24 protein-coding genes are annotated in these 22,154 nt (G+C 48.5%); 12 read left to right on the top strand and 12 right to left on the bottom strand.

Annotation, left to right across the window (positions count from 1 at the left end; translation table 11 throughout):
• Window positions 1–15 precede the first annotated feature (15 nt).
• On the bottom strand, window positions 16–156 hold the full coding sequence (locus ACES2G_RS14370) for a hypothetical protein (RefSeq protein WP_347357922.1): 141 nt from the start codon (window positions 154–156) through the stop codon (window positions 16–18).
• 103 nt (window positions 157–259) lie between these two features.
• Between ACES2G_RS14370 and ACES2G_RS14365 the strand changes: the two genes are divergently transcribed.
• The gene (locus ACES2G_RS14365; protein WP_347357921.1) at window positions 260–994 is read left to right on the top strand and encodes a helix-turn-helix transcriptional regulator; all 735 of its coding nucleotides are present in this window, start codon (window positions 260–262) and stop codon (window positions 992–994) included.
• Window positions 995–1,218: 224 nt separating this feature from the next.
• Here the strand turns inward: ACES2G_RS14365 and ACES2G_RS14360 are convergent, their stop codons facing one another.
• Window positions 1,219–1,761, bottom strand: a complete 543-nt coding sequence (locus ACES2G_RS14360; RefSeq protein ID WP_374000586.1) for a hypothetical protein — start codon at window positions 1,759–1,761, stop codon at window positions 1,219–1,221.
• Between the two features lie 2 nt (window positions 1,762–1,763).
• Window positions 1,764–2,093: a winged helix-turn-helix domain-containing protein gene (locus ACES2G_RS14355; protein ID WP_374000585.1), complete on the bottom strand. Its 330-nt coding sequence runs from the start codon at window positions 2,091–2,093 to the stop codon at window positions 1,764–1,766.
• A gap of 227 nt (window positions 2,094–2,320) precedes the next feature.
• On the opposite strand from ACES2G_RS14355, the gene ACES2G_RS14350 reads away from it, so the two are divergent.
• The 3 genes from ACES2G_RS14350 to ACES2G_RS14340 all read left to right on the top strand — a co-directional run bounded on the left by ACES2G_RS14350 (window position 2,321) and on the right by ACES2G_RS14340 (window position 5,444).
• Window positions 2,321–3,043 (top strand): hypothetical protein, encoded by a 723-nt coding sequence (locus ACES2G_RS14350; RefSeq protein WP_374000584.1) that lies wholly within the window; start codon window positions 2,321–2,323, stop codon window positions 3,041–3,043.
• A gap of 58 nt (window positions 3,044–3,101) precedes the next feature.
• The gene (locus ACES2G_RS14345; protein WP_374000583.1) at window positions 3,102–3,878 is read left to right on the top strand and encodes a murein L,D-transpeptidase catalytic domain family protein; all 777 of its coding nucleotides are present in this window, start codon (window positions 3,102–3,104) and stop codon (window positions 3,876–3,878) included.
• A 111-nt stretch (window positions 3,879–3,989) separates the two neighbouring features.
• On the top strand, window positions 3,990–5,444 hold the full coding sequence (locus tag ACES2G_RS14340) for a methyl-accepting chemotaxis protein (RefSeq protein ID WP_374000582.1): 1,455 nt from the start codon (window positions 3,990–3,992) through the stop codon (window positions 5,442–5,444).
• 13 nt (window positions 5,445–5,457) lie between these two features.
• Here ACES2G_RS14340 and ACES2G_RS14335 read toward each other — a convergent pair whose 3' ends face one another.
• The 4 genes from ACES2G_RS14335 to ACES2G_RS14320 all read right to left on the bottom strand — a co-directional run bounded on the left by ACES2G_RS14335 (window position 5,458) and on the right by ACES2G_RS14320 (window position 9,261).
• Window positions 5,458–6,234, bottom strand: a complete 777-nt coding sequence (locus tag ACES2G_RS14335) for a putative DNA-binding domain-containing protein (RefSeq protein WP_374000581.1) — start codon at window positions 6,232–6,234, stop codon at window positions 5,458–5,460.
• Window positions 6,203–7,057, bottom strand: a complete 855-nt coding sequence (locus ACES2G_RS14330; protein WP_374000580.1) for a DUF692 domain-containing protein — start codon at window positions 7,055–7,057, stop codon at window positions 6,203–6,205. The genes ACES2G_RS14335 and ACES2G_RS14330 overlap by 32 nt, the downstream gene beginning before the upstream one ends.
• Before the next feature lie 9 nt (window positions 7,058–7,066).
• Window positions 7,067–7,672 carry a YceI family protein gene (locus tag ACES2G_RS14325; RefSeq protein WP_374000579.1) on the bottom strand — a complete coding sequence of 202 codons (606 nt, stop codon included), beginning with the start codon at window positions 7,670–7,672 and terminating at the stop codon, window positions 7,067–7,069.
• A gap of 158 nt (window positions 7,673–7,830) precedes the next feature.
• A complete protein-coding gene (locus ACES2G_RS14320; protein ID WP_347357770.1) occupies window positions 7,831–9,261 on the bottom strand; it encodes a S8 family peptidase in 1,431 nt (476 codons plus the stop codon).
• A gap of 236 nt (window positions 9,262–9,497) precedes the next feature.
• Between ACES2G_RS14320 and ACES2G_RS14315 the strand changes: the two genes are divergently transcribed.
• The 7 genes from ACES2G_RS14315 (at window position 9,498) to ACES2G_RS14285 (ending at window position 16,115) form a co-directional block, all read left to right on the top strand.
• Window positions 9,498–10,013, top strand: a complete 516-nt coding sequence (locus ACES2G_RS14315) for an NADH-quinone oxidoreductase subunit B (protein ID WP_374001908.1) — start codon at window positions 9,498–9,500, stop codon at window positions 10,011–10,013.
• Window positions 10,006–11,688, top strand: coding sequence for an NADH dehydrogenase (quinone) subunit D (nuoD, locus tag ACES2G_RS14310; RefSeq protein WP_374000578.1), 1,683 nt, complete (start codon window positions 10,006–10,008; stop codon window positions 11,686–11,688). Before ACES2G_RS14315 ends, nuoD begins: the two co-directional genes overlap by 8 nt.
• 11 nt (window positions 11,689–11,699) lie before the next feature.
• Window positions 11,700–12,173, top strand: a complete 474-nt coding sequence (locus ACES2G_RS14305) for an NAD(P)H-dependent oxidoreductase subunit E (RefSeq protein ID WP_015092108.1) — start codon at window positions 11,700–11,702, stop codon at window positions 12,171–12,173.
• Window positions 12,173–13,465 carry an NADH-quinone oxidoreductase subunit NuoF gene (nuoF, locus tag ACES2G_RS14300; protein ID WP_347357768.1) on the top strand — a complete coding sequence of 431 codons (1,293 nt, stop codon included), beginning with the start codon at window positions 12,173–12,175 and terminating at the stop codon, window positions 13,463–13,465. The genes ACES2G_RS14305 and nuoF overlap by 1 nt, the downstream gene beginning before the upstream one ends.
• Window positions 13,446–15,026, top strand: coding sequence for a 2Fe-2S iron-sulfur cluster-binding protein (locus ACES2G_RS14295; protein WP_374000577.1), 1,581 nt, complete (start codon window positions 13,446–13,448; stop codon window positions 15,024–15,026). The genes nuoF and ACES2G_RS14295 overlap by 20 nt, the downstream gene beginning before the upstream one ends.
• The gene (locus tag ACES2G_RS14290) at window positions 15,023–15,547 is read left to right on the top strand and encodes a 4Fe-4S binding protein (protein WP_374000576.1); all 525 of its coding nucleotides are present in this window, start codon (window positions 15,023–15,025) and stop codon (window positions 15,545–15,547) included. The genes ACES2G_RS14295 and ACES2G_RS14290 overlap by 4 nt, the downstream gene beginning before the upstream one ends.
• A 175-nt stretch (window positions 15,548–15,722) precedes the next feature.
• On the top strand, window positions 15,723–16,115 hold the full coding sequence (locus ACES2G_RS14285; RefSeq protein ID WP_347357765.1) for a hypothetical protein: 393 nt from the start codon (window positions 15,723–15,725) through the stop codon (window positions 16,113–16,115).
• Here ACES2G_RS14285 and thpR read toward each other — a convergent pair.
• The gene (gene thpR, locus ACES2G_RS14280) at window positions 16,065–16,691 is read right to left on the bottom strand and encodes an RNA 2',3'-cyclic phosphodiesterase (protein WP_347357764.1); all 627 of its coding nucleotides are present in this window, start codon (window positions 16,689–16,691) and stop codon (window positions 16,065–16,067) included. The genes ACES2G_RS14285 and thpR overlap by 51 nt on opposite strands.
• Window positions 16,692–16,780: 89 nt before the next feature.
• Window positions 16,781–17,758: a TerC family protein gene (locus tag ACES2G_RS14275; RefSeq protein WP_347357763.1), complete on the bottom strand. Its 978-nt coding sequence runs from the start codon at window positions 17,756–17,758 to the stop codon at window positions 16,781–16,783.
• Between the two features lie 95 nt (window positions 17,759–17,853).
• On the opposite strand from ACES2G_RS14275, the gene ACES2G_RS14270 reads away from it, so the two are divergent.
• A complete protein-coding gene (locus tag ACES2G_RS14270) occupies window positions 17,854–18,756 on the top strand; it encodes a LysR family transcriptional regulator (protein WP_347357762.1) in 903 nt (300 codons plus the stop codon).
• Between the two features lie 30 nt (window positions 18,757–18,786).
• On the opposite strand, the gene ACES2G_RS14265 is transcribed toward ACES2G_RS14270, so the two are convergent.
• The 3 genes from ACES2G_RS14265 to ACES2G_RS14255 all read right to left on the bottom strand — a co-directional run bounded on the left by ACES2G_RS14265 (window position 18,787) and on the right by ACES2G_RS14255 (window position 22,145).
• Complete coding sequence (locus ACES2G_RS14265; RefSeq protein WP_374000574.1) at window positions 18,787–19,203, bottom strand: hypothetical protein; 417 nt, start codon at window positions 19,201–19,203, stop codon at window positions 18,787–18,789.
• A complete protein-coding gene (locus tag ACES2G_RS14260; protein WP_347357760.1) occupies window positions 19,191–20,528 on the bottom strand; it encodes a transglycosylase SLT domain-containing protein in 1,338 nt (445 codons plus the stop codon). The genes ACES2G_RS14265 and ACES2G_RS14260 overlap by 13 nt, the downstream gene beginning before the upstream one ends.
• A gap of 171 nt (window positions 20,529–20,699) precedes the next feature.
• Entirely contained in the window at window positions 20,700–22,145 is a 1,446-nt protein-coding gene (locus ACES2G_RS14255; RefSeq protein ID WP_347357759.1) for an adenylate/guanylate cyclase domain-containing protein, read from the bottom strand.
• Window positions 22,146–22,154: the final 9 nt, after the last annotated feature.

Genomic DNA, 22,154 nt, shown 5'->3' with positions numbered 1-22,154 from the left:
AAGGAAGGACTGTATTTAATCCTTCCAGACTCTGCAAGAAGTTTGGGCGGTGCCGAAGGTTTGCTCCTGGCGTCGTTCATAAGCCCGTTGTTCCCAGCCGTAAAAGAACGGTCTTTGTTCTGTCAAACGGGCGAAAATAGTCCTAAGAATGTTCATCGCGGACCTCCTTTTGTTATTCCTAGGATCGGCAAAATGGTGCCGATATTCAATACCCTTGCTTGAGGTACTGATATACGATACCCTGGTTTTGGAGGTTGAGATGTCGCAAGTTGACCAGTTTTTGAATGCCTTAAAACGATCCTTAAAAGCGAAGAACATTCTGTATAGAGACCTGGCGAAGGCTCTGGACCTGAGTGAATCTAGCGTTAAAAGAATCCTTTCCAGCAAGAGTCTCAGCCTTGAAAGACTGGAAGAAATCTGTCGTATTGCTGATCTGAGTTTTTCTGAAATTGTAAAGTCCGCAAATTTGGAAGAGGCCAATCAGCCGATGATTCTTAGCGATGAGCAGGAAAAGGCCCTCGCTGAAAATGCGCGCCTGCTGCACTACTACATGATGTTGCAGGAAGGAAAAACGCCGCAGAAGATTGAAAAGGAATATCAGATTCCCAGCTCGGAATCGAAAAAGTATCTGTTCCAGTTGGATCGTCTGAATCTGATCGAGCTGCATCCGCGAGACAAGGTTAAGCTGAAACGTCAGGGGTTCTTGCGTTTCCGTCGTGATGGGCCGGTCGGGAAAGCTCTATTTGATCAAACCAAATCCAACTATCTGAATTATGATTTCCGTCCGGAAGACTATATTCGTTTTACTCTGATCAAAATCAGTACTCCTACGCTTGCGAAATACAAAGCGAAGTTGGAGCGCCTGATGATGGACATGCAGGAAGAGTCCCGTTACGAAATCGAGCACAGTGTGTCTGTGATGGATGCGGGGGTTTTATTGGCGTTCCGGCCTTGGCAATATTCCTACATGGGAGCCATCAAGAAAAAAGATTAAGTCGGTCGGTGAAAACGACCCATCTCCGGCGTTGTCGGGGTCCCGCTTTCGCTCCGACGTGCTTGGAGCACGCCTCCGCTTCAGCGGGCCCCCTCCGCCTTGGATATGGACCGTTTTGACCGACCTTGGTTCCCTGTGGAGGGGCTTGGGCTTGCTGCCTTTGGCAGCTCGCTTTTGGCAGCTCGCTTTCTGGCTTGTCGGTGCCTTTGGCACGACTCGCATCTTTAGGTTGGTTTTTTTATTTTTTTGTATTCACTTAGGAATTGTTGGAACTTATCGAGTTCGTTTTCATTGGCGGCCCATCGCTTTAGTTTTGAAATGTTGATGGGATGTTTTTCGCAAACCCACAGGGCGTGGATGAGGCTTCTGCGATCGTTCCAGTGAAACCAAGCAGCCAGTCTGTCCATTACACATTGTGTGGGTGAAAGCATTGTGATGACTGTGTTTTTAACTTTCAGCTGTCCTTCTGCTTTTACTGGGCTTTGATTGCCGATAGCTACCGGACCGCTGGGGAACTCGACGTAAAGTTCAGAACTAGGGTGAAGAAAATAGCGCCCTTCTTTTTTAAATCCAATCTCTTCAAGAGCTTTTCCGATAGCTTCGTGTGAGTAGGGGGAAATAAAGTCCAGATCGCGGGATTGATGTTTTTCTTCTGTATAGATTGAAACGCATGCCCCTCCGACAAGTACACACGAAATTCCATGCTGCTCGAGTTGCTTTACTACAGCAGCGGCAAATTGTTTGCGCGATGTGCTCTTGGAGATCATAGCTACAGGGACTTGCCTTTCTTGCGTGGGCGTTGTCGTTTCATGAAGTACTTTTCTTGCTGATCCAGAGGAATATTTGCGAGTGCTTTATTGAGCAGTGATTGCAGCTCCTTGTTTAGGTGCCAGCTTTTATTCATAGAGTAGATACGTGTTCGGCCTTGATCTTTTCCTGTGAGAATATCGGCTTGTTCCAGTTTATTGAGGGTGCGCAAAACTTGGGTGTTGCTGATTTTGAATGTTTTTGCAATCTCCAGTGAGTAACCCTCTCCCTGGGCGGTGAGATAAAGAAGGCACTTTTCTGTTGTTTTGCTGCCAAATAGTTCTGTAAGCATGGAATTATTATATCCTAAAGTAGGTATTTATTAACCTAAATTAGGATATCTTTGAAAAACCTATATTAGGTCCTAATTATCCTAAATTAGGTTAATATGAAAGGCTGCCGTCTGAAGGTGTTCTTGGTCTATAGGCTAGGGCTGTCTAGGGTTTTGACAGTTGGGGCTTTTTTTCATGGGGGCGTTCCTTGGGGGCTGGGGGAACGTGGGTGTGGTATAAATCCCTTATGCGGATTCTTTTGGCTTTGCTTTCATTTCTTAGCCTTTCTTTGATGCCTCTGCTGGGGTGGGCGGGTTTGCGTGATATGCGGCCTTGCCTTTCCGAGCATATTCGCGAGGCTATGGATCTGAATCAAGTGCGCAAGCCTCTTTATGCCAAGCTTTCCAATGGCAAAAGTAAAATTGTTTCTGACAAGTTGATCTGGATGGAGCGCAAGTTGATTGTGGCGGTGCCTTTTGCAGATGCCTGGGCGGCGCCCTATCAAGCGGCTGGTATTCCGATTTTGTGTCAGGACTTTGTTTCCATGTCTGAAACTCCGAAGTTCCTGGCGCGCAATCCGGATGGGAAAGATTCTTTGCACAACTATCGTCGTCCGGATGTGGAAGGTATCAAGGATCGTCTGCTGGAGCTTTATAAAGCCAAAGCCTATATGCAGTTGGCTCATTTTGCAGATACACAGATCAAAGAGCTGGATCAAAACCCCCGTTACAACTGCATGGTGAAACACATTCTGGAATCAATTCGTCGTATGGCCGCTTTGACACCAGTACATGCGGCAAAATCAAAAGCTTTGAACAAGGTGTCGAGTGAGTATCTTTCGCGCATAGTTTTGAGATCACACATACTTCTTCTGGAAGACTCTGCTGAAATTGATGCGGCGGCGGCTCCTTTGCAGGCCGAAGCTTTGCCGATTGTCTGTCGGGATGTTCCTTATATTCCTTGGCCCTAGTCAGACCCTTTCTGATTCTTAATTTGCCGATGTTCGCTTCTGCCTCGACAGTGGAAGGATGAATTACGCGGAAAAAAATCATTCAAAACTTATCTCCGGTGTTCTGGTTGTTCTTGCGTTATTTACGTTGCTGTCTGCTTCGTCCAGCTATGCCGATTCCATGTTCAATCGTCGTGTCGCCGGGGGCCGACTGCTGTTTGATGTTCTGCTTGAACAGTACGTGCCTCGTGAGCCCTTGGATCTGATCTTCCGAATGTTTGACTACAATGAAGGCCGTATTCCCAACACCGATTATGCGGTGCTTGTGGATTACTCGCGGCCTTCCGTGGAAAAGCGTCTTTATCTGCTGAATTTGCGCGCCGGACGGGTGGAGCGTTTCTATGTGGCCCATGGCATTCGTTCGGGAATTCTGCAAACGCGCAGCTTTTCCAATCTTCCGGACTCCTGGAAAAGTTCCCTGGGATTTTATTTTGCCAAAGGAACTTATCTTAGCAACAAGAACGGACTGTCCCTGTATCTCGACGGTATAGATCGTTCGAACAACAACTCGCGCATTCGCAATATCGTTCTGCACGGGGCCTCTTATGTCAGTGATGACTTTATTCAGCGCAATGGACGACTCGGGTGGAGCGAAGGTTGTTTCGCTGTGGGATTGGAACACGTGCAGTATCTGATCAATATTCTTCAGAATGGCAGTATCCTGCTTTCCTATCACAAGGACCTGATTGCTTACTCGCGACGCTATCCTTCTGAGCAGGCCCTCATGGGGGAAGAGATCGTCCCTCCGGGAGTAAATACTAGACGAAATCCCGGCGAAGGTGGCGGCACGGACTGATCCGGATCATCTCATTTCCAAAATCTTCCTCACAAACTGCAGAGATATATTCAGTAACTACTAAGTTTTCCGAAGAGTCTCCTGGTGGGTCTACACCGGGAGTATTAGCCTATGTTGAATAGTATCTGGAAAACACGCAGCTATCGTTACAAAACCCTGGCCCTGTTGATTGGGGCGTTGATTCCACTCTGGGCGATAGTCCTGTTCTATGTTCTGCCTCTGGTTCGCGAAAGTATGTATGAAAATCGTCGTGTGGCTATTCGCAGTACGGTGGACATTGCCTCCAAGGTCCTGGCTCACTATCACGAGTTGTCTGAACAGAAAGTTCTTTCCGTGGAAGAGGCCCAAAAGCAGGCTTTGCTGGCGGTTTCAAAACTGCGTTACAGCGGCAATGAGTATTTCTGGATCAATGACCTTCATCCCACGATGCTTATGCATCCGTTCAAGCCAGAACTTAATGGTAAGGATCTCAGCGGATTCAAAGATCCCAATGGCTTTCATCTTTTTGTGGCCTTTGCGGAAAAAGCCAAGTCTTCCGAGGGGGAGGGGTTTGTGCCTTATCTATGGCCAAAACCAGGTTCGCCAAATCCAGAACCGAAGATCAGCTTCGTACGCAACTTCGCCCCTTGGCAATGGGTTGTGGGCAGCGGCATTTACGTGGATGACGTCGAAGCAGCCATTGCTTCCTTCCGCAACAAAGTGCTGATCGGTTTTTCCGCAGCCTTCGTGCTGGCGTTTGGTTTGTTCTTTGTTTTTGCCGGAAGATTGATGAGCTTCCTGGCTCGCACAGTTAACGAAACTCATGGTGCCAGCCAACAGGTGCTGGAGGCTTCCAATATGCTTTCCAGTGCCGGGCAAAACGTGGCACAAGGGGCGGTGGAGTCGGCGGCTCGTATTGAAGAAACTTTGAATTCCATCAAAAGTCTGAATGACATTGTTCAGGCCAACCAGGGGCGGGCTCGCGAAGCCGCAGAGCTGGCAAAGAATTCTGAGCAAGGTGCTTCGCAAGGAGCGCAGGAAGTCAAACGTCTGATTGAATCCATCAATGTGATGGCGAAGATCTCTGAAGAAATCAATTCGGCCATGAACATTATTGACGACATCGCTTTTCAGACGAATCTGCTGGCGCTGAATGCTGCAGTAGAAGCTGCCCGTGCCGGAGAACAAGGTAAAGGTTTCGCAGTCGTTGCCGAAGCTGTGCGTTCTTTGGCGTTGAAATCCGCAGAGGCAGCCAAGGAAGTAAAGACTGTTATCACTAATAATGTGACTCAGATGGAAGTATCTTTGCAGTTGGCAGAAAAAAGTGATCAGGTTCTGGATGGTATTGTCAGCTCCGTGCAGAAGGTGAATATCCTGAATCAGGAGATCTCCGAAACGACATCACATCAATCCGAAGGCATACGCTCTATTCATGAAGCCATGGGCTCGTTGGAGCGTCAAACGCAGGCTTTCTCGGCCGCGGCAGAAGAAACAGCAGCAACGTCCGAAGAAATGTCCGCTCAGGCCAGTACGTTGCAGCAGATGGTGACCAGCATGGCCACCGAAGTGATTGGTAAATCAGCCTAGATTTTCGGAGTCGTCAGTAGGACTCTGTCGGCATCACGTCGGCGATTATTCCAGTTCGCATCATCAATTCAATGAGCCCGGTGATTTTCTCCGGGCTGAGTTCATTGGCGTGGTGACTGAAGGCTTCTGCCAAAGACGCTCCTTCCTGCAGCTCCTGAAGAATGATGGCCTCGGCTTTGGAAAGGCGATGAGTCTGAACGCGCTGTTGTTTCTTGTAGATCAAAAGATACTCCGGATCAGCCCAGTTGATATCCTCGAACATATAGGCGGGATCTTTGCGTCGTTTCCAGATTTCTTGCGCAGAATATTCACTGCCGAAAATGCTCATGGCCTCAATCATTCCAATGTGAACGTCATCCTGATTGAGCAGGTCGCGGACTTGTTCTATTGGCAAAGGCTCTGGAGTAGGGGCTTCCAGAACTTCTTTGTAAGCCCATTCAAAGCGCGCCAAATCATGCAGGAAAGGAATCCCTTTGGTCGTGGCGGAATCTTTGATGAAGTCCGGGAATGTTTCCCCGTACACAGTCAGATTGTACGATACCGAGGGTTGCGCTTCGATATAATGTCGGCACAGTTCTGCGAACAGGGCGTCACCCAGCACCCAGGCGACAGCTTCGAAGGTGCCTTTCAATGTTTGTGTCAGGCGGTTGATATAACCACGGTGATAAATCTGAAAGGCCTGTTCCAGTGTCAGCTTTCCCACCGGAGTCAGATTGTGCAGCTCTCGGGGGTCGGCTTCCGGGACCATCAGATTTCTTTTAAACAGACTCTGTATTTCGCTCAGCTTCATAAGAGTTCTCCAGTATGCGAACGGCTTTCATCACTTCGACTTCCAACTCGCGGAAGTTCGGGATGTCTTCATTTCTTTCTATTAAAGTGGGCAGATGGCGAATCTGCGGTGCCAGCAGTTTGAATAGATCCCACACTTGATCCGGAATTTCCTGAGAATGAGTGTCGTACAGCAATCCGGAATAGTTGCTGGGGCCAGACAGGTGAATCTGCGCGACTCGGTCTAAGGGGATATGGTTGATAAAATATTTTGGATCAAAACCCTGGTTGTGAGAATTCACATAGACATTGTTCAAATCCAGTAGCAACGCACACCCCGAACGCCGACTGACTTCAGTGACAAAGTCCCACTCATTCATGTTGTTGTGGGTGTAGTTGATGTAGGTAGAGATATTTTCAAGCACCAGAGGGCGGCGCAGGAAGTTCTGAACAAAATCAATATTGTTGACCAGCGTTTCCAGACTGTCTTCGGTGAAGGGGAGCGGCAGAACGTTATGCAGATTTTGTCCTGAAACGGAATTCCAGGACATGTGATCCGACACAATGAAGGGCTCCACCCGCTCAATCAGATCACGCAGGCCTTGCAGATAATCCACGCGAATTCCTTCAGGTGAGCCGATGTTCATCGAAATCCCATGCAAAGCCAGGGGATAGTCCTGACGTATGGCTTGCAGCATCTCCAGCGAACGACCCTGGGTGTGGATGTATGTCTCAGTCTGCGCTTCAAACCACGCGACCTCCGTGGTGGGCCGCTGCTCCAGGAAAGAAAAATGAGGTGGGCGTAAGCCCATCCCCACTTTATGGGAAAAAGATGAGTTGTTCATGGCAGGCTCCTATTTCTTTTTAGGAACTGCGGAAGAGGCCAACTTTGCTTCACCTTCAATTTCAATTTTGATATCATCGCCGACGACAAAACCGCCTTTGTCCATCGCCTTATTCCAGGTCATGCCGAAGTCCTTGCGGTTGACTTTGGTTTCCGCATCAAAGGCCACCACGCGGTTGCCCCAAGGGTCCGTGACGGCTCCTTTGTAGTCCACTTCCAGAATTACTTTTTTGGTGATCCCACGAATGGTCAGGTCACCTTCGACTTTTTCTGGTTTGCCTTTTTCGTATTCCACTTTGGTGCTTTTGAAAGTCATGTCGGGGAACTTTGTCACATCAAAGAAGTCAGGGCTTTTCAGATGTTTGTCGCGATCGGCTTCTTCGGTGTTTAGGGATGCGGTTTTGATGGTGACGTTGACATCCTGAAGCTTCATCGTGCCTTCTTCAAAATCGAAAGCTCCGGCAACCTGATGGAAGCGCCCTTTTACTTTAGACACCACCAGATGGGGTGCTGTGAATGAAACATGCGTGTGGGCTTTGTCGATTTCATATTTTGCGGCAAAGGCAGAGCTAGCCACAAATGAAGTCGCGATAACAGAGAAAAGTAGAGAGCGCATACAGATCCTTTCCGTTGATTACTCGTTCTACTTTTTGGGAAGATGCGAAGTTTTACAAATTAAGATGCTGCAAACTTAAAAGATGCCGGTGAAAGTGATGATGTTGTTTGACAGAATGTTGAGGATAAAAAAAGCCCGGGCTCACCGGGCTCTTTGTTTTAGTAATTCATCAGGGATTTTACATCCAGCTTGCCGCCAGAGACTGATTTGTTTTCAAGTGCCGGGATCTTTCTTGCGGATCCGACGATGGCAGCTTTGACTTCCTGCCAAGTTTTGTTCGGGTGAGCGGACCAGTAAAGAGCCGCAGCACCGGCAACGTGAGGAGCTGCCATGGACGTTCCATCCCAAGTTGCTTTGAAGCCAAATTTATCAATCACCGTGTCGCTGTAACCTTGTGCTACAACAGTCGAGAACACTTTCACACCTGGTGCACCGATATCAACAGTGCGGCGGCCCCAGTTTGAGAAAGAACCCAAGCGGTCGGAAGAATCCAATGCCGCTACAGAGATGATGATGTCGTGATCATAAGAAGCCGGATAAGCCGGAAGCTTGTCGCTATCGTTGTCGTAACCAACGCCTTTGTGGCCATTACCTGCTGCCGCAACAAATAGAACACCTTTGTCTTGGGCATATTGAACAGCATCACGCAAAGCCTGATTTTCAGGGGAGCCGGGCTCTTCGCCTTCAGATCCCCAGGAGTTGTTCATGATTTTTGCGCCATTATCAACGGCATAGCGAATCGCTTTGATCGCATCCGCAGTTGTTCCGCCGCCAGTCATGCCGATGAAACGCAAGGACATGATCTTCACATTCGGAGCCACACCTGCGATGCCCATGCCGTTGTCACCACGAGCTGCCACGTTGCCAGCACAGTGAGTTCCATGGCCTGGGTTGCCACCTTTGAACAGACCGTCGAGTGTGTCCACGGCAAGGTCATAAGGTTTATTGTCGTTGCCGACGAAGTCCCAGCCGATCACGTCATCAACGTAGCCGTTGTTGTCATCATCAAGACCGTTGTTCGGGATTTCCCCTTCGTTTCTCCATAGATTGGGCAAAAGATCTTCATGTGTATAGTCCACACCCGTGTCGATCACGGCCACGACCATATCAGAATTTCCTTTGGTTACCTTCCAAGCGTCAACTACACCGATGTCCAGCATGCCCCATTGTTTAGAGAACAAAGGGTCAGCACCTGTGGTTGTTTGCGGAGCGTCAGGGATTGCGGGGTTGTCCTGACGAGCCATCGCACGAAGCTGAGGGTTTCTAGAAAGCATTTTCGCCAAAGCAGCACGGCGCAGGGGGTCTTCGATACGGTAGTCTTCCAACAAAGAGATCTTATAGTTTGGCTGGATAAACTCAATGGCAGGATTTTTCTCTAAAGACATCAGGCTCATACGGCGGGGAGCTTGGACGCGAACCCATGATTCGCTCAGTTTTTCAACTTTTGCGCCCTGAATTTCCAATTCCACGAAGCCCGGTGCTAATTTAATAAGCAAATCTTGGGTTTTTGGGTTCGCCAAAGCTGTTTCGCCAGACAAACCTGCCACCGCAAGAAGGGCCGAAGCAACGTACAGTGCCATCTTCTTCATGTGAGTTTTCTCCTAAATTTGTTGAGTCTAAAGTCTGTGGTTAAACGACAGGAGAATCAATTTCATTTGGCCTCCTTTGGAGGGGTGCGTTGAAGAAATCTGTGGAGCATCCTATAATACATATCTAGTTGTCAGGATTACGGTTTTTCAGTAACTACTTAATGATAGCTAAATGAAATTGCAGAGGTGTATTTATGCACAACGATCAAGTGCAGGGCTTGGTATCTCATGATGGGATGACCGGGACCCAAGCTGTAGATGATATGTCACGAGGTTTTGCTTTCACGTCAAAGCTTGATGCTATTGTTGCGTGGGGACGAAAAAATTCTTTGTGGCCAATGCCTTACGGTACTGCTTGTTGCGGTATCGAGTTCATGTCCGTGATGGGGCCCAAGTATGACTTGGCTCGTTTCGGTGCGGAAGTGGCGCGCTTCTCTCCTCGTCAGGCAGACTTGCTAGTCGTTGCCGGAACAATCACTGAAAAGATGGCGCCTGTTATCGTGCGCATCTATCAGCAGATGCTGGAGCCTAAATACGTACTCTCCATGGGTGCTTGTGCAAGCTCTGGTGGTTTCTATCGCGCTTATCACGTTCTTCAAGGCGTTGATAAGGTGATCCCTGTTGACGTTTACATTCCTGGTTGCCCTCCAACACCAGAAGCGGTGATGGATGGTATCATGGCTTTGCAACGTATGATTGCGACTCAACAACCTCGTCCTTGGAAAGACAACTGGAAGAGCCCATATGAATAAGCTTGAAAATCTGAAACAGCTTCTGGCTGGCAAATTTAAAATTGAGAACTTCAAGTTCACTCACGCTGTTGGCGATGACGTGATTGAAGTTCCTAAGGAAGACGTTCCGGCGCTTTTGCTGTTCTTGCGTGAAGGCGGTCAATTCGACTTCCTGATGGACGTGTGTGGTGTGGACTTCCCGAATCGTGAAAAGCGCTTCGATGTGGTTTACAACCTGTTCAACTCCAAAGATTCCTCCCGTCTGCGTATCAAAGCGCAAGTCGGTGAGGGTGAAAAAATCGGGACAGCCATCCCTGCTTACCGCGGGGCTGACTGGTTTGAGCGTGAAGCTTACGACATGTTTGGTATTATCTTCGAAGGTCATCCGAACCTGCGTAAAATCCTGACTCACCATCAGTTTGTTGGTCACCCTTTGCGTAAAGACTACGATGCCAATGAACAACAGGCATGTACGACTTCTTTGCCAATTCATTTCAATAACGAGCCGGGATCTCCTGGTGACGTGCTGAATGATAAATATGTTCCATTGAACATCGGTCCTGCCCATACAGCGATGCACGGAACTCTTCGTGTGATGGCAGAGATGGACGGCGAGACGATCGTTCGTTGCAATAACGAGATCGGTTACTTGCACCGTTGCTTCGAAAAAATGGCAGAGACTCACCCATACAATCAGGTGATCCCTTACACAGACCGGTTGAACTACTGTTCCGCGCCGATGAACAACATCGGTTACTGTAAAGCGGTTGAAAGACTTTTGGGCGTGGAAATCCCGCCAAAAGCTCAAGCGATGCGTGTGATTCTGGCAGAACTTTCCCGTATCATCGACCACACCATTGCCCTGGGCACTGGCGCGATGGACTTGGGAGCTTTGACTGGCTTCTTCTATATGTTCGGTATGCGTGAAAAAGTTTACGGCCTGTTCGAGAAACTTTGTGGTGCCCGTTTGACGGTTTCCATGACTCGTATCGGTGGTATGGCTCAGGATGCGCCGGAAGGCTGGTTCGACGAAGTGGTGGCTCTTTGTAAAGAGATCCGCCGTGGCACTGACGAAATGGCCGGAATGGTTCTGGATAACAAGATCTTCATTCAGCGTACTCGTGATGTGTTGCCAGTTTCAGCACAGGATGCGATCCAGTGGGGCTATACAGGTCCGTTGCTTCGTGCCTGCGGCGTGAATTTGGATCTTCGTAAAGCGCAACCATACTACGGTTACGATGCTTTGAACTTTGATGTTCCAGTTGGAACCAGCGGTGACATCTATGATCGTTACCTGGTTCGTTTCGAGGAAATGCGCCAGTCCGTTCGTATCATTGAGCAAGTCTGCAAAAACGTTCCTGGTGGCGATTACACAATCCGCGACAAAGGCATCGTTCTTCCAGAGAAAAAAGACGTTTACGGAAACATCGAAGGTTTGATGAATCACTTCATGTTGATCATCAAAGGTCTTCGTCCTCCAGTGGGCGAAGTTTACGATGCGACAGAAGCCGCCAACGGTGAGTTGGGCTTCTATCTTGTCAGCGATGGTTCCGCGAACCCTTACCGTTTGAAAGTCCGTCCACCATGCTTTGCGATCTATCAGTCTTTCCCGACTGTGGTTAAAGGCGCGATGTTGGCCGATGCGATTGCAACGGTTGCTTCTATGAACTTGATCGCCGGCGAGCTGGATAGATAAGGATATTAAATATGTTTAAATTGTCTGATTCTGGCTTGGCTGCTGTAAAAAGTGAACTGGCTCGCTACGAAGCGAAAGAGTCCGCTATTATTCCAAGCCTTTATGTTGCTCAAAAAGAAAACAACGGCTTCATCACGCCGGATATTATTCGTCACCTTTCTCAGGTGATGGATATTCCTGAGGCGCGTATCAATGAAGTCTTCAAGTTTTACACCATGTTCAATCAGAAACCTGTGGGCAAGTACCACGTTCAGGTTTGCACGAACATCTCCTGCGCTCTTGAGGGCGGTCGTGAGATGGCAAGCCATATCTGTCATGAGCTGGGCGTGAAATACAATGAAGTCACTGCTGACGGACGTTTCACGGTTTCCAAGGTTGAGTGCCTTGGTTCCTGCGGAACTGCGCCGATGATGCAGGTGAATGACACTTATCACGAAAAGCTGACTCCAGAGACAGCGATGAATCTGTTGAGAGGTATGAAATAATGTCTGAAGTAAAATTACTTACAGAGTTTTACCATCTGCCGGAATATCAAACTTTGGCTGGTTACAAAGCCAAAGGTGGTTACGAAACTCTTCATAAAGCTTTTAAAATGCAACCTCAGCAGATCATCGACGAAGTGAAAGCTTCGGGCTTGCGTGGTCGTGGTGGTGCGGGCTTCCCGACGGGTATGAAATGGGGCTTCTTGCCGAAAAACGGTGAGCCTCGTTATCTTCTGTGTAACGCCGATGAAGGCGAGCCTGGAACATTTAAAGACCGTATGATGATGGAGCGTGCTCCACATCAATTGATCGAAGGTATGATTATTTCTGCTTTCGCGATCGGTTCTCACAAAGGTTACATCTACGTTCGTGGTGAGTATGTCTTCCCAATTGAATGCCTGAACAAGGCGATCAAAGAAGCCTACGCTGCCGGTCTTCTGGGTAAAAACATCCTGGGTTCCGGTTTTGACTTCGATCTGGATGTTTACCGTGGTGCGGGCGCTTATATCTGTGGTGAAGAAACAGGTATGATCTCTTCTTTGGAAGGTCTGAAAGGCCAGCCAAAATTGAAGCCACCATTCCCGGCGGTTCAGGGTTACTTGCGTAAGCCAACGATCGTGAACAACGTGGAAACTTTGGCAGCAGTTACTTATATCATTAAAGACGGCGCTCAGACTTACCGCAAACACGGCACTGAGAAATCTGCGGGGACTAAATTGTTCTCTTTGTCCGGGAACGTGATGACTCCAGGGAACTATGAAGTTCCACTGGGATACTCTTTGATGGATTTGATCATGAAAGAGGGCGGCGGGATGAAGCCAGGTCGTAAGCTGAAGGCTGTTATCCCGGGTGGTTCTTCCGCTCCGGTTCTGACTGCTGAAGAAGTTGCGAAAGCGAACTTGGATTACGAATCCCTGGCCGGGTTGGGCACAATGCTTGGTTCTGGTGCGGTGATCGTGATTGATGATTCCCAGTGCATGGTTGATATGCTGGGCGTTTTGACTCACTTCTATGCTCACGAATCCTGTGGTCAGTGTACACCATGCCGTGAAGGTACGGGCTGGCTGGATAAGATTCTTCATTCGATCCTGGAAGGCCGTGGCCGTTTGCAGGATATCGACTTGTTGATCAAAGTGGCTGACAACATGAAAGGTAAAACCATCTGCGCGCTTTCCGATGCAGCGGCTTTGCCGGTTCTCAGCTTTGTAACTAAATTCCGTGATGAGTTTGAATTCTACGTTCGTGAAGGACGCTCTAAGGTAAAAGGAACGACATATGCCGAAATGCACCATTAATGGCAAAGAAGTCGAAGTAAAAGAAGGCACGTCGATCATCAAAGCGATGGTCGATTCTGGCGAGCGTATTGCTCACTATTGCTGGCATGATGGTTTGAGCGTTGCCGGTGTTTGTCGTCTTTGCATGGTGGAGATCGAAGGAAATCCACGTGTACAAATCGCATGTAACACCATGATCACTGAAGGTATGAAGATCAACAACACATCCGAAAAAGTTCGCGATGCTGTGAAGTGGGGTTTGGACTTCCACTTGATCAACCATCCTTTGGATTGCCCTATCTGTGACCAAGCTGGTGAGTGCGGTCTGCAAGATCAGTACATGGAGTACGGCAAGTACGATCCTGAAATGGCTGAGCACAAACAAAAGAAACACAAGGTTGTGGACTTGGGCCCGACTGTGGTTCTGGATTCTGAAAGATGTATCCTGTGCTCTCGCTGCGTTCGTTTCACTGAAGAAGTATCCAAGACAAATGAATTGGGTCTTTTCAATCGTGGTGATCGCACTGAGATCGGGACACATGATGGTCAGGAACTGAATAATAAATACTCTTTGAATACAGTAGACATCTGCCCGGTCGGAGCTTTGACTTCCAAAGACTTCCGTTTCCGTCAGCGCGTTTGGTATCTAAAAGATGCTGAAACTGTATGTAACGGCTGCTCTACAGGCTGTAACGTTAAAGTTTACTACAACAAGGAAGGTTTCTTCCGCGTTAAGCCAGTTTACAACGAGCAAGTGAACGGTTACTGGATGTGCGATGAAGGTCGTGACATTTACAAGTTTGTGAACCGTGAACACCGTTTGTTGAAAGCGCAGGTTCGCAATGCTTCCGGCTGGTCAGAGATGACAGCAGGGGCGGCGGCGAAAAATGCCAATGAAGTTCTGAAGAGCACCCAAGGTGATTCTTTGGCGTTGGTTCTGACAGCTCAATACACAGTTGAAGAATTCGACGCGATTGTTTCCACATTCGTGAATGAATTCAAAACCAAAAAGGTCTTCTTCTGGATCAACAACAAAGAATCCTTCGACAGCTTCGATGGCTTGCTTCTTCGCGGAGACAAGAACCCGAACACGAAAGGTCTGTTGAAAGTTCTTGAGAAACACGGAATCACTGCAACTTGGTCTGATCTTTCCTCTGGTATTGCCAGCGGCGTGATCAAAACTGTGGTTGTGGCAGGTCCTGAAAACATGGGCGTGTTCCCAGACTTCGCAGATCGCGTGAAAGAGCTTTCCAAAGCTCAGAACCTGATCTGGTTGCAAGCGGGCAAACATGATGCTTTGATGGCTTTGACGGGCAATGTTTGGTTGATCCCAACGAAAACATTCGTGGAAAAAGATGGTACTTTCATCAACCACGCGGGTCTTGAGCAGAAATTCAAGAAAGCAACGACAGTTGTTTCCGAGGCTTTGACTTTGACTGAAGCAGCCTTGTTGATGGTCGGTAAAAATCTGGCTATCCCAACGACAGCCAACACATTCGTGCCGACAAATCAGCGTGAAGATCAGGTGACGTTGGAAGCTCGTAAAAAGAACGAGTTCGTGTTCAAGAGAGGTAGCCTATGAGCGTAATGCAAAACAACTCTGAGAAGTCGAAGTGGTTCTTGCCAGGGATCTTTGCTGGTCTTGGCGTTACCATGAAGCACTTGCTGAAGAACTTGTTCAATCAGAAGAAGATGATGACCCTGAACTATCCAGAGGAGAAGTATGAGTACTCTCCTCGTTTCAAGGGGAATCACGTTCTGACAGTGAAAAAGGACGGTTCTTTGCGTTGTACGGCTTGTATGTTGTGCGCGACCAACTGCCCTGCGGAATGTATCAAGATCACGGCCGCGGAACATAACGACCCATCGGTTGAAAAGTTCCCAATCAGCTATGAGATCGACATTCTTCGTTGCGTATTCTGCGGCTTCTGTGAGGAAGCGTGTCCGGTGGACGCGATCCGTTTGGGACCTGAGTGGCAAACTCCAGGCGTGAACGGTTCGAATTTCATCTACGACATCAATCACCTGGCTTATCGTCCAAATCTAAAAGGCGGTATCCTGACTCACGTAGACGACCAAGAACGCCACAAAGCCGGCATCTAAGCGCCGCTGATGAAAAAGGTTCAGCCGCTAAAAGGTACCTGCTGGGTCACCCTCCGCAGGAGGGCCCAACCCAGTTTTGCAGAAGCATTGCATTAAAAGGGAGTCGAAAGACTCCCTTTTTGTTTGCTTGCAAGGTCCTCGCCCTGCCAGACTTAAGTCATAGAAGGGGGATTCTATGAAAAAGTTTTTGATGGCTCTAGCTTTGGTTGTGCTTCCTGGCTTTGCAATGGCAGAGATGTCCGTGCAGCCGCTGACTGTTCAGGCGATGGAGCGTGATCAGTATCTGAACTATAACTTCGGAACTTCATTTGTTCATTCCGGCAGATATCAGGATTTTGTCCTGACTGCGAACGGACCTGATTCCACATTCATTCGTGGCTTGGGTATTCATGGATCATTTGCTTATCGCGTGGATACGAACTGCCCGCAAATTCTGATGCCGGGTCAAAGATGCACGATTCGTGTGTTCTTCCAACCATCAGTTGAAGGCAGTCACTGGGGTGATGTGACGATTTACCTACGTGATAGCAATATCTATATCCGTCTTTACGGAAACGCCATCCGCTAGGTTGGCCTCTCCGGTCAGTTTGCAGCGGGCAAGGGGCTTGTACACAGGGAAGGCCCCTTGCAGTGTTGATTCATACAACACGATCTCATTCACCTGAATCTTGCCGAAGCTTTTTCTTTTAAATGGCGAAATCATATCTTTCACACTGCGGGGATTGCGTAAACGCCCGATCGTCAGATGCGGGGAATAACTTCGCTCTTCGCGAGTCAGCAGGTTCTTCGTCACCAATTCCTGATCCAGAGCTTCTTTGAATTCACCCAGATATCTTTTGTTTTGAACACCCAGCCATAAAACCCGGGCATCGTGCTCATTAGAGAAAGCTCCAACATCTTCAATTTTCAGTTCAAAAGGGGCGAAGCGCGTGCAGACCTCGGCCAGCGTTTCAGCCACCTTGCTGATGTCCTCTTCCGGAGTATCCCCCAAGAATGTGACAGTCACATGATAGTTGTCGACAGGAACCCATTTCATGGTCATGTCTCGGCGGTCAGCATTGATTTTCAGCTTTTTCAGGGTCGGCAGAAAGGTGTCGGCCAAAGGATCGGTCGCATTCAGAGCCAGGAACAGTCTTTTAGTCATAAAAAACCCCCTAAGATTATGATCACCAATCTTAGGGGGCTTGTCTAGTCCGCTGTAATATTAATTTCTAGCTTCGTTGCGACCCGAAGTTAGGCTTCTTTTTTAGGGAACAGCAATGAGGCGGCGATGGAGCCACCGATAAACGTGAAGATCACTGCCAAAGAGATGCCAATCGGGAAGTGTCCGCCGAACAACTTGTTCAGCCATACCATCTTAAGACCGACAAAGATCAGTACCAAAGCCAGACCGTATTTCAGCAAGTGGAACTTGTCCACTACGCCCGCCAGCAGGAAGTACAGAGAGCGCAGACCCAGAATCGCGAAGATGTTCGACGTGAACACCAGAAGCGGTTCCTTCGTGATCGCGAAGATCGCTGGCACAGAGTCCACCGCAAAGATGATATCTGTGAACTCCAGGAACACCAGCGCGATAAATAGCGGAGTCGCCAGCTTCACGCCATTTTCTTTGATGAAGAAACGGTCTTCATGCATGCGGTCAGCAACTCGGATGTGCCTTTTAAGCCATTTGATCAACCAGTTTTGTGAAGGATCTACTTCTTTGTCCGGTTGGAACATCATCTTCACGCCTGTGATTAACAGGAAGATACCAAAGATCAGAACCACAGCCTGGTATTGCATCAGAACGGAGCCCAAGGCGATAAAGATCGCTCGGAAAAGAAGAGCTCCCAGGATACCGTAGAACAAAACACGGTGCTGATATTTGTTGGGAACCGAGAAGAAGCCGAATACGACAACGAAGACAAAGATGTTATCGATGGACAGGGATTTTTCGATCACATACCCGGTCAGGAACTCCAGCCCCACCTGTTTGGCGATGTCGGGATTTTCCGGGAACCGCGTCAGGGTGTAGTAGTAAAGACCTGCGTTAAAGATCATCGCGATGGTCACCCACACGATGGACCAAATCGTGGCCTCTTTGAAACTCACCGTATGTGAGTGTTTATGAAATACGCCCAGATCCAGGGCGAGCATGGCGAACACGAAAGCCACAAAGCCTGCGTAGAACCACCAATAGTCAGCAAAAGGGAATAATAAAACTTCGTTCACAGTTGAACCTCCAGGGCGCAGTATAAAGGCTTCCTGTTGTTTTAAAAATTAGATAATCTTTAATAAGTTATTCGCTAAAAACAATGAGGTTTGACATGCCCGTTAAAATCAATGATCAGATGCAATGGCTTAATTATCATCACCTGCACTATTTCTATGTGATCGCCAAAGAGGGCACGATCGCCAAAGCGGCAGAAAAACTGAACATGGGGCAGCCGACTCTCAGTACTCAATTAAAACAACTGGAAGAGTCGTTAGGGAAGAATCTTTTTGAAAGACGCAAGCAAAGGCTGTTTTTGACAGAAGCCGGACGTATTGCTTTTGAGTATGCCGATCAGGTGTTCCGCTTGGGATCTGAGATGGTGGAGGTTCTGCAGGATCGTTTGCAGAACAATCGTGTGCATGTGCAGATCGGGGCTTTGGACAGCGTGCCCAAGCAGATCATTTTGGAAGTGGTGCTACAGGCCTACAAAAAAGGGAACTGTGCAGTGTCAGTTCTGGAGGGGGCTGGCGGGGATTTACTGCGCGAGCTGAGCGCTCACCAGATTGATCTTCTTCTTTCGAACTATCCGCCGAATGTGGATTTTCAAACTGTTAATGCAAAGTCCATTGCCCAGCTGGATGTGGTGGTGTGTGCATCGCCTAAGTTCAAACATTTGCGCCGGGGATTCCCGCATTCATTGGAAGGACAGCCCTTTATCTTCCCGACCATTCACAGTCGTCTGCGACGGGATCTGGAACACTATTTTACGATCAATGGAATACGGGTGGATCGCATTGCTGAAACTCAGGATACCAGTTTGCAGAAGCTGCTGGGGCAAGAGGGCGTGGGACTGATCCCTATCGTGGAAGTGGCGGCTTCAGACCTGATCAAAGAAAAGAAATTGGTGGTTTTGGGGACGCTCAAGGGAATTTACGAGGAGATCTGGTTGATGGCAGCCGATCGAAAGATCGACAACCCGATTGCAGCCAAGTTGATGAAAGAGTTTTCTCTATAAAGAAAAAGGCGGGGAGACCCGCCTTTTGTTTTATGTATTGCAAAGAGCTGAAAGAATCTTAAGGGCTTCGACCGCCTCAGGAACCACGCCGCCATCACGGCTGGTGGAGCGTTCGATGTGCAGCTTGGTGGAAGTGCAGCTTTTCGAGTCCACCTGGCGCATGCGGATCAGGCTGACGTAGTTGTCGAATTCGGTCAGACTGCGGTATTCCTCCAGGCGGGGATCATTGTCCGGAGTAATCGTCAGATCGGGAATCTCAATGGTATTCAGACGCTGATACAGGAAGTTTTTATAGGCTTCAATGATGCGAAGACGTCTTTGCATGTTTGTTTCAATCTGCATTTTTTCGATCAGCTTGTCGGTGGCCTGATAGGTTTGGAAATCCTGGAAGGCCCACGCTGAACTGCTCATTAGAATCATTGTTACGATCATAATTAGTTTACGCATGAGCCACCTCCAGCAGATTGCTCGATTGAATTCAAAGTTTTAGTGATGGACGGGAAGTAGTGAGAAGTTTCTTTACGGCGTGCGGAAGACTTGTTCGCGCTGGCCGGGAACTTCTGCATGTACTGTTGCATTTGCTGGATGAACTGATCCGCATCGGTCACAGTTTTCCCGCGATAGAAGGTGTTTAACAAAGCTTTTGCCGGAGTCCAGGTCCCCGCCGGGCCTGTGTTGTGGGACCAAACCATCAAAGCGCGTTTGATTTTATTCAGGTCATATTCGGACATCTTGAACTTGGCTTTATAGTTCTTGTTATTGAAGATCATCATGTCCATATCCGCTTTAATACCCTTTAGGTAAGCATAGGTATAGATCATATTCTTCATCGGATTGCCGTTTTTCAATGATGTACGATCACAGGAATAATTGCTGGAAGTTCGCATCGGAGTCATTGTATCCAATAACTCCATCGATAGACGAGAGCACAGGGGGTTCTTGTTGCCTTCCAAAGAAACTCTGACAGCGTTCAATTCATTGGCATTCACATCCTGAATTGCGGAGGCCGTGAACTGGCCGATACCACCGGCACCCGTGCCACTGCGAGCATTCACGTGGAATCCGGACTCAACGTTGATCAAAGCGTAAACCGCGCGAACATCCAGATTCTGAGTTTCTTCGCTGGCACCCGGCGCCAGGAAGTCCTTCATACAGGAGCTGACCGCTTCAAAGCTGTTGTTGATCATCTTGAAATAGTTTTCGGAAATACATGGGCGGAAAGCCTGCCGAGCAGTTCCATTGGCAGCGCACTCACGGAACGTTTTGCTGCTGGCGCCAAACTTCATGTTCATGCCCATCTGAATACAAACAGGCTTAATGATGGAATTGGTTTTAATTGGTGCGCGGATCAGATCGCCCAAAAGTCCTTTGCTTAGAACTGCTGTGGCCATTTCTGATTCCAAGTAGTTGTTCTGACCATTGCACTGCATGTAGCGAATATTACGAATTTCTTCGACACAAGATGGGCAATTGCGGTTGGCGGTGTTGTCACCCCAGCCGAAAAGGCCCTGGAAGCCCTTGGCACTTTCGATCTTGTCCAGAGCATGCTCAATAATAGGGGTTGGTTCTGTTGGTTCGGCTTCTTCCTTTTCCTTGTCTTTATTAGACACGAGCTTGGAAATGGGAGGCACTGTAACCGTGAAGGGTGCAGACAGACCTTGTTTGTCTTTGGAAGCTAACTCTATGGAGAAATCCATAGGATTGTTCCAGCCGATGCTGAAGCATAGGCTTAGGAATAGCATCTTGTACAAATGGGATGTGGTCACTTTCATAGAAGCACCTCCTCAGGCATTTCATAGAGCAAGAGACCTGCCAGAGAAGTTTCCACAATTATCAGATACTTACGAAACAAGGTGTTGTCTCAGACTGAGACTTTGGATGTCAGAAGCCTAAAGAGTCATAGCCCTGTCTAAAGCCTCAACAGCGCTGGGGTGGTGGATTTTTTAGTTGGCGACGAGTACAGCAGAGCTTTCGGCTGCCTCATAGTTGCAGGTGCGGCATTTCATCACGAAATGTCCGTGGGCGTTTGTATCCAGGTACAGCACCGAGTCCGGACAATGAGGGCAGCCTGAGTTTGCATGTTCTTTACGGGCTTCCGGAGCCTGTATGAGTTCAAACACATAGTGAGTGTCGTCTTCAAAGCCTTTGATAGTTCGCGCTCCGATGTTGCGGACTTGGAAGCCTTCCGCCATCAGAGATTGAGCAATATCAGAATCAATCAGGATCTGTTCGGGTTCTGCCAGATTTGTCAGACGGGAGGCAAACGGCAGGGGAGCCCCAATGGCCGTGTAAGAGCGGAAGAATTTTTTGTTTCCGTAGAAGCCGACATTGGCATATCCGGTGGAAATTCCCACACGGATCTGCATTTCTTTTTTCCAGTTCATCAAATAGAATTCGCGGTCCTGGCGTAGGGCCTGGCGGACCTCTAAGGCAGCCAGACAGGTCCTTTGCATAAAGTCCCCATAGCGAATGGGATCATTGGCAAAGGCCAAAATGCCGTCGCCTTGGAACTTGTCGATGGTGATATCGTATTTCAGGAAGATGCTGACAACGGTGTCCATAAAGCGGGCCAGCACCATATCCACTTTGGCTTGATCTAGGCGGACCACTCGCTCTGTCGAGCCGACGATATCGACAAAGATCGCGCAGATCTGTGATCGACGGACTCCTTTTTCAATATCGACACGGCCATCGCGAATGGCTTGAACCACCTGGGGACTGAACTGAGTGCTCAGGGTGTTCAGGCGCACGGCTTCTTCAGTTTTGCTTTTAATCAGATGGTCGCGATTGGCGATTTCAGCCTTCAATGCCAGACGGCTGTTGATCTCGCGAACCCGAAGCTTTTCATGGAAGAAGCGAATCAGGAAGCAGATAACAATAGAGCCAACAATAAAGAAGGAGTTTAAAACCACGGGCCACAAGTCAGCCAGAGTCTGAATCTTCAGGGCTGCGACAGCAAAGTAGGGAAGATAGATCCCTAAGGCCGTTGCCATGAAGAACACAGAGGAAAACGGAATAAACGACAGACCACCGATAGCCACCAGATTCAAGCCAGCATAATACCCAGTGCCCACATCAGGAATCATATAGATCATGATGTTGATGGGTAAAGCCACCAGAGTTGAATACAAAGCGGCAAAAGCCTGTGTCCGGACGGCGTTACGTTCTTTTTTTAGTTCTCTGTTCGCCAGAAAGCACAAAGGAATGATCGTCAGTCGCAGTGCCAGGAAATGCCATTTGAACTGGGGAACATAGATCAGGTCCGCGACCCAGAAGGCCATGAATAGAGGCACCGCCATCCAATTGGCGACGACACTAAGAACCGATCTGATTTCTTCAGTCACCTCGAACTCTCGAAGTTGCGAGGTGGTGATTTCATTCCCCAGCATAAAGGTGGC

This window comes from Bdellovibrio bacteriovorus (assembly GCF_041888015.1).
Classification (GTDB): domain Bacteria; phylum Bdellovibrionota; class Bdellovibrionia; order Bdellovibrionales; family Bdellovibrionaceae; genus Bdellovibrio.
This window is presented reverse-complemented; position numbering and strand designations above follow the sequence as displayed.

Coding starts and splice junctions, on each gene's coding strand:
- ACES2G_RS14265 (WP_374000574.1), bottom strand. CDS start 19,203: ATGCGTAAACTAATTATGATCGTAACAATGATTCTAATGAGCAGTTCA.
- ACES2G_RS14295 (WP_374000577.1), top strand. CDS start 13,446: ATGCCGAAATGCACCATTAATGGCAAAGAAGTCGAAGTAAAAGAAGGC.
- ACES2G_RS14255 (WP_347357759.1), bottom strand. CDS start 22,145: ATGCTGGGGAATGAAATCACCACCTCGCAACTTCGAGAGTTCGAGGTG.
- thpR (WP_347357764.1), bottom strand. CDS start 16,691: ATGACTAAAAGACTGTTCCTGGCTCTGAATGCGACCGATCCTTTGGCC.
- ACES2G_RS14350 (WP_374000584.1), top strand. CDS start 2,321: ATGCGGATTCTTTTGGCTTTGCTTTCATTTCTTAGCCTTTCTTTGATG.
- ACES2G_RS14325 (WP_374000579.1), bottom strand. CDS start 7,672: ATGCGCTCTCTACTTTTCTCTGTTATCGCGACTTCATTTGTGGCTAGC.
- ACES2G_RS14305 (WP_015092108.1), top strand. CDS start 11,700: ATGTTTAAATTGTCTGATTCTGGCTTGGCTGCTGTAAAAAGTGAACTG.
- ACES2G_RS14340 (WP_374000582.1), top strand. CDS start 3,990: ATGTTGAATAGTATCTGGAAAACACGCAGCTATCGTTACAAAACCCTG.
- ACES2G_RS14345 (WP_374000583.1), top strand. CDS start 3,102: ATGAATTACGCGGAAAAAAATCATTCAAAACTTATCTCCGGTGTTCTG.
- ACES2G_RS14320 (WP_347357770.1), bottom strand. CDS start 9,261: ATGAAGAAGATGGCACTGTACGTTGCTTCGGCCCTTCTTGCGGTGGCA.
- nuoF (WP_347357768.1), top strand. CDS start 12,173: ATGTCTGAAGTAAAATTACTTACAGAGTTTTACCATCTGCCGGAATAT.
- ACES2G_RS14285 (WP_347357765.1), top strand. CDS start 15,723: ATGAAAAAGTTTTTGATGGCTCTAGCTTTGGTTGTGCTTCCTGGCTTT.
- ACES2G_RS14355 (WP_374000585.1), bottom strand. CDS start 2,093: ATGCTTACAGAACTATTTGGCAGCAAAACAACAGAAAAGTGCCTTCTT.
- ACES2G_RS14335 (WP_374000581.1), bottom strand. CDS start 6,234: ATGAAGCTGAGCGAAATACAGAGTCTGTTTAAAAGAAATCTGATGGTC.
- ACES2G_RS14360 (WP_374000586.1), bottom strand. CDS start 1,761: ATGATCTCCAAGAGCACATCGCGCAAACAATTTGCCGCTGCTGTAGTA.
- ACES2G_RS14315 (WP_374001908.1), top strand. CDS start 9,498: ATGACCGGGACCCAAGCTGTAGATGATATGTCACGAGGTTTTGCTTTC.
- ACES2G_RS14370 (WP_347357922.1), bottom strand. CDS start 156: ATGAACATTCTTAGGACTATTTTCGCCCGTTTGACAGAACAAAGACCG.
- ACES2G_RS14270 (WP_347357762.1), top strand. CDS start 17,854: ATGCCCGTTAAAATCAATGATCAGATGCAATGGCTTAATTATCATCAC.
- ACES2G_RS14290 (WP_374000576.1), top strand. CDS start 15,023: ATGAGCGTAATGCAAAACAACTCTGAGAAGTCGAAGTGGTTCTTGCCA.
- ACES2G_RS14260 (WP_347357760.1), bottom strand. CDS start 20,528: ATGAAAGTGACCACATCCCATTTGTACAAGATGCTATTCCTAAGCCTA.
- ACES2G_RS14330 (WP_374000580.1), bottom strand. CDS start 7,057: ATGAACAACTCATCTTTTTCCCATAAAGTGGGGATGGGCTTACGCCCA.
- nuoD (WP_374000578.1), top strand. CDS start 10,006: ATGAATAAGCTTGAAAATCTGAAACAGCTTCTGGCTGGCAAATTTAAA.
- ACES2G_RS14365 (WP_347357921.1), top strand. CDS start 260: ATGTCGCAAGTTGACCAGTTTTTGAATGCCTTAAAACGATCCTTAAAA.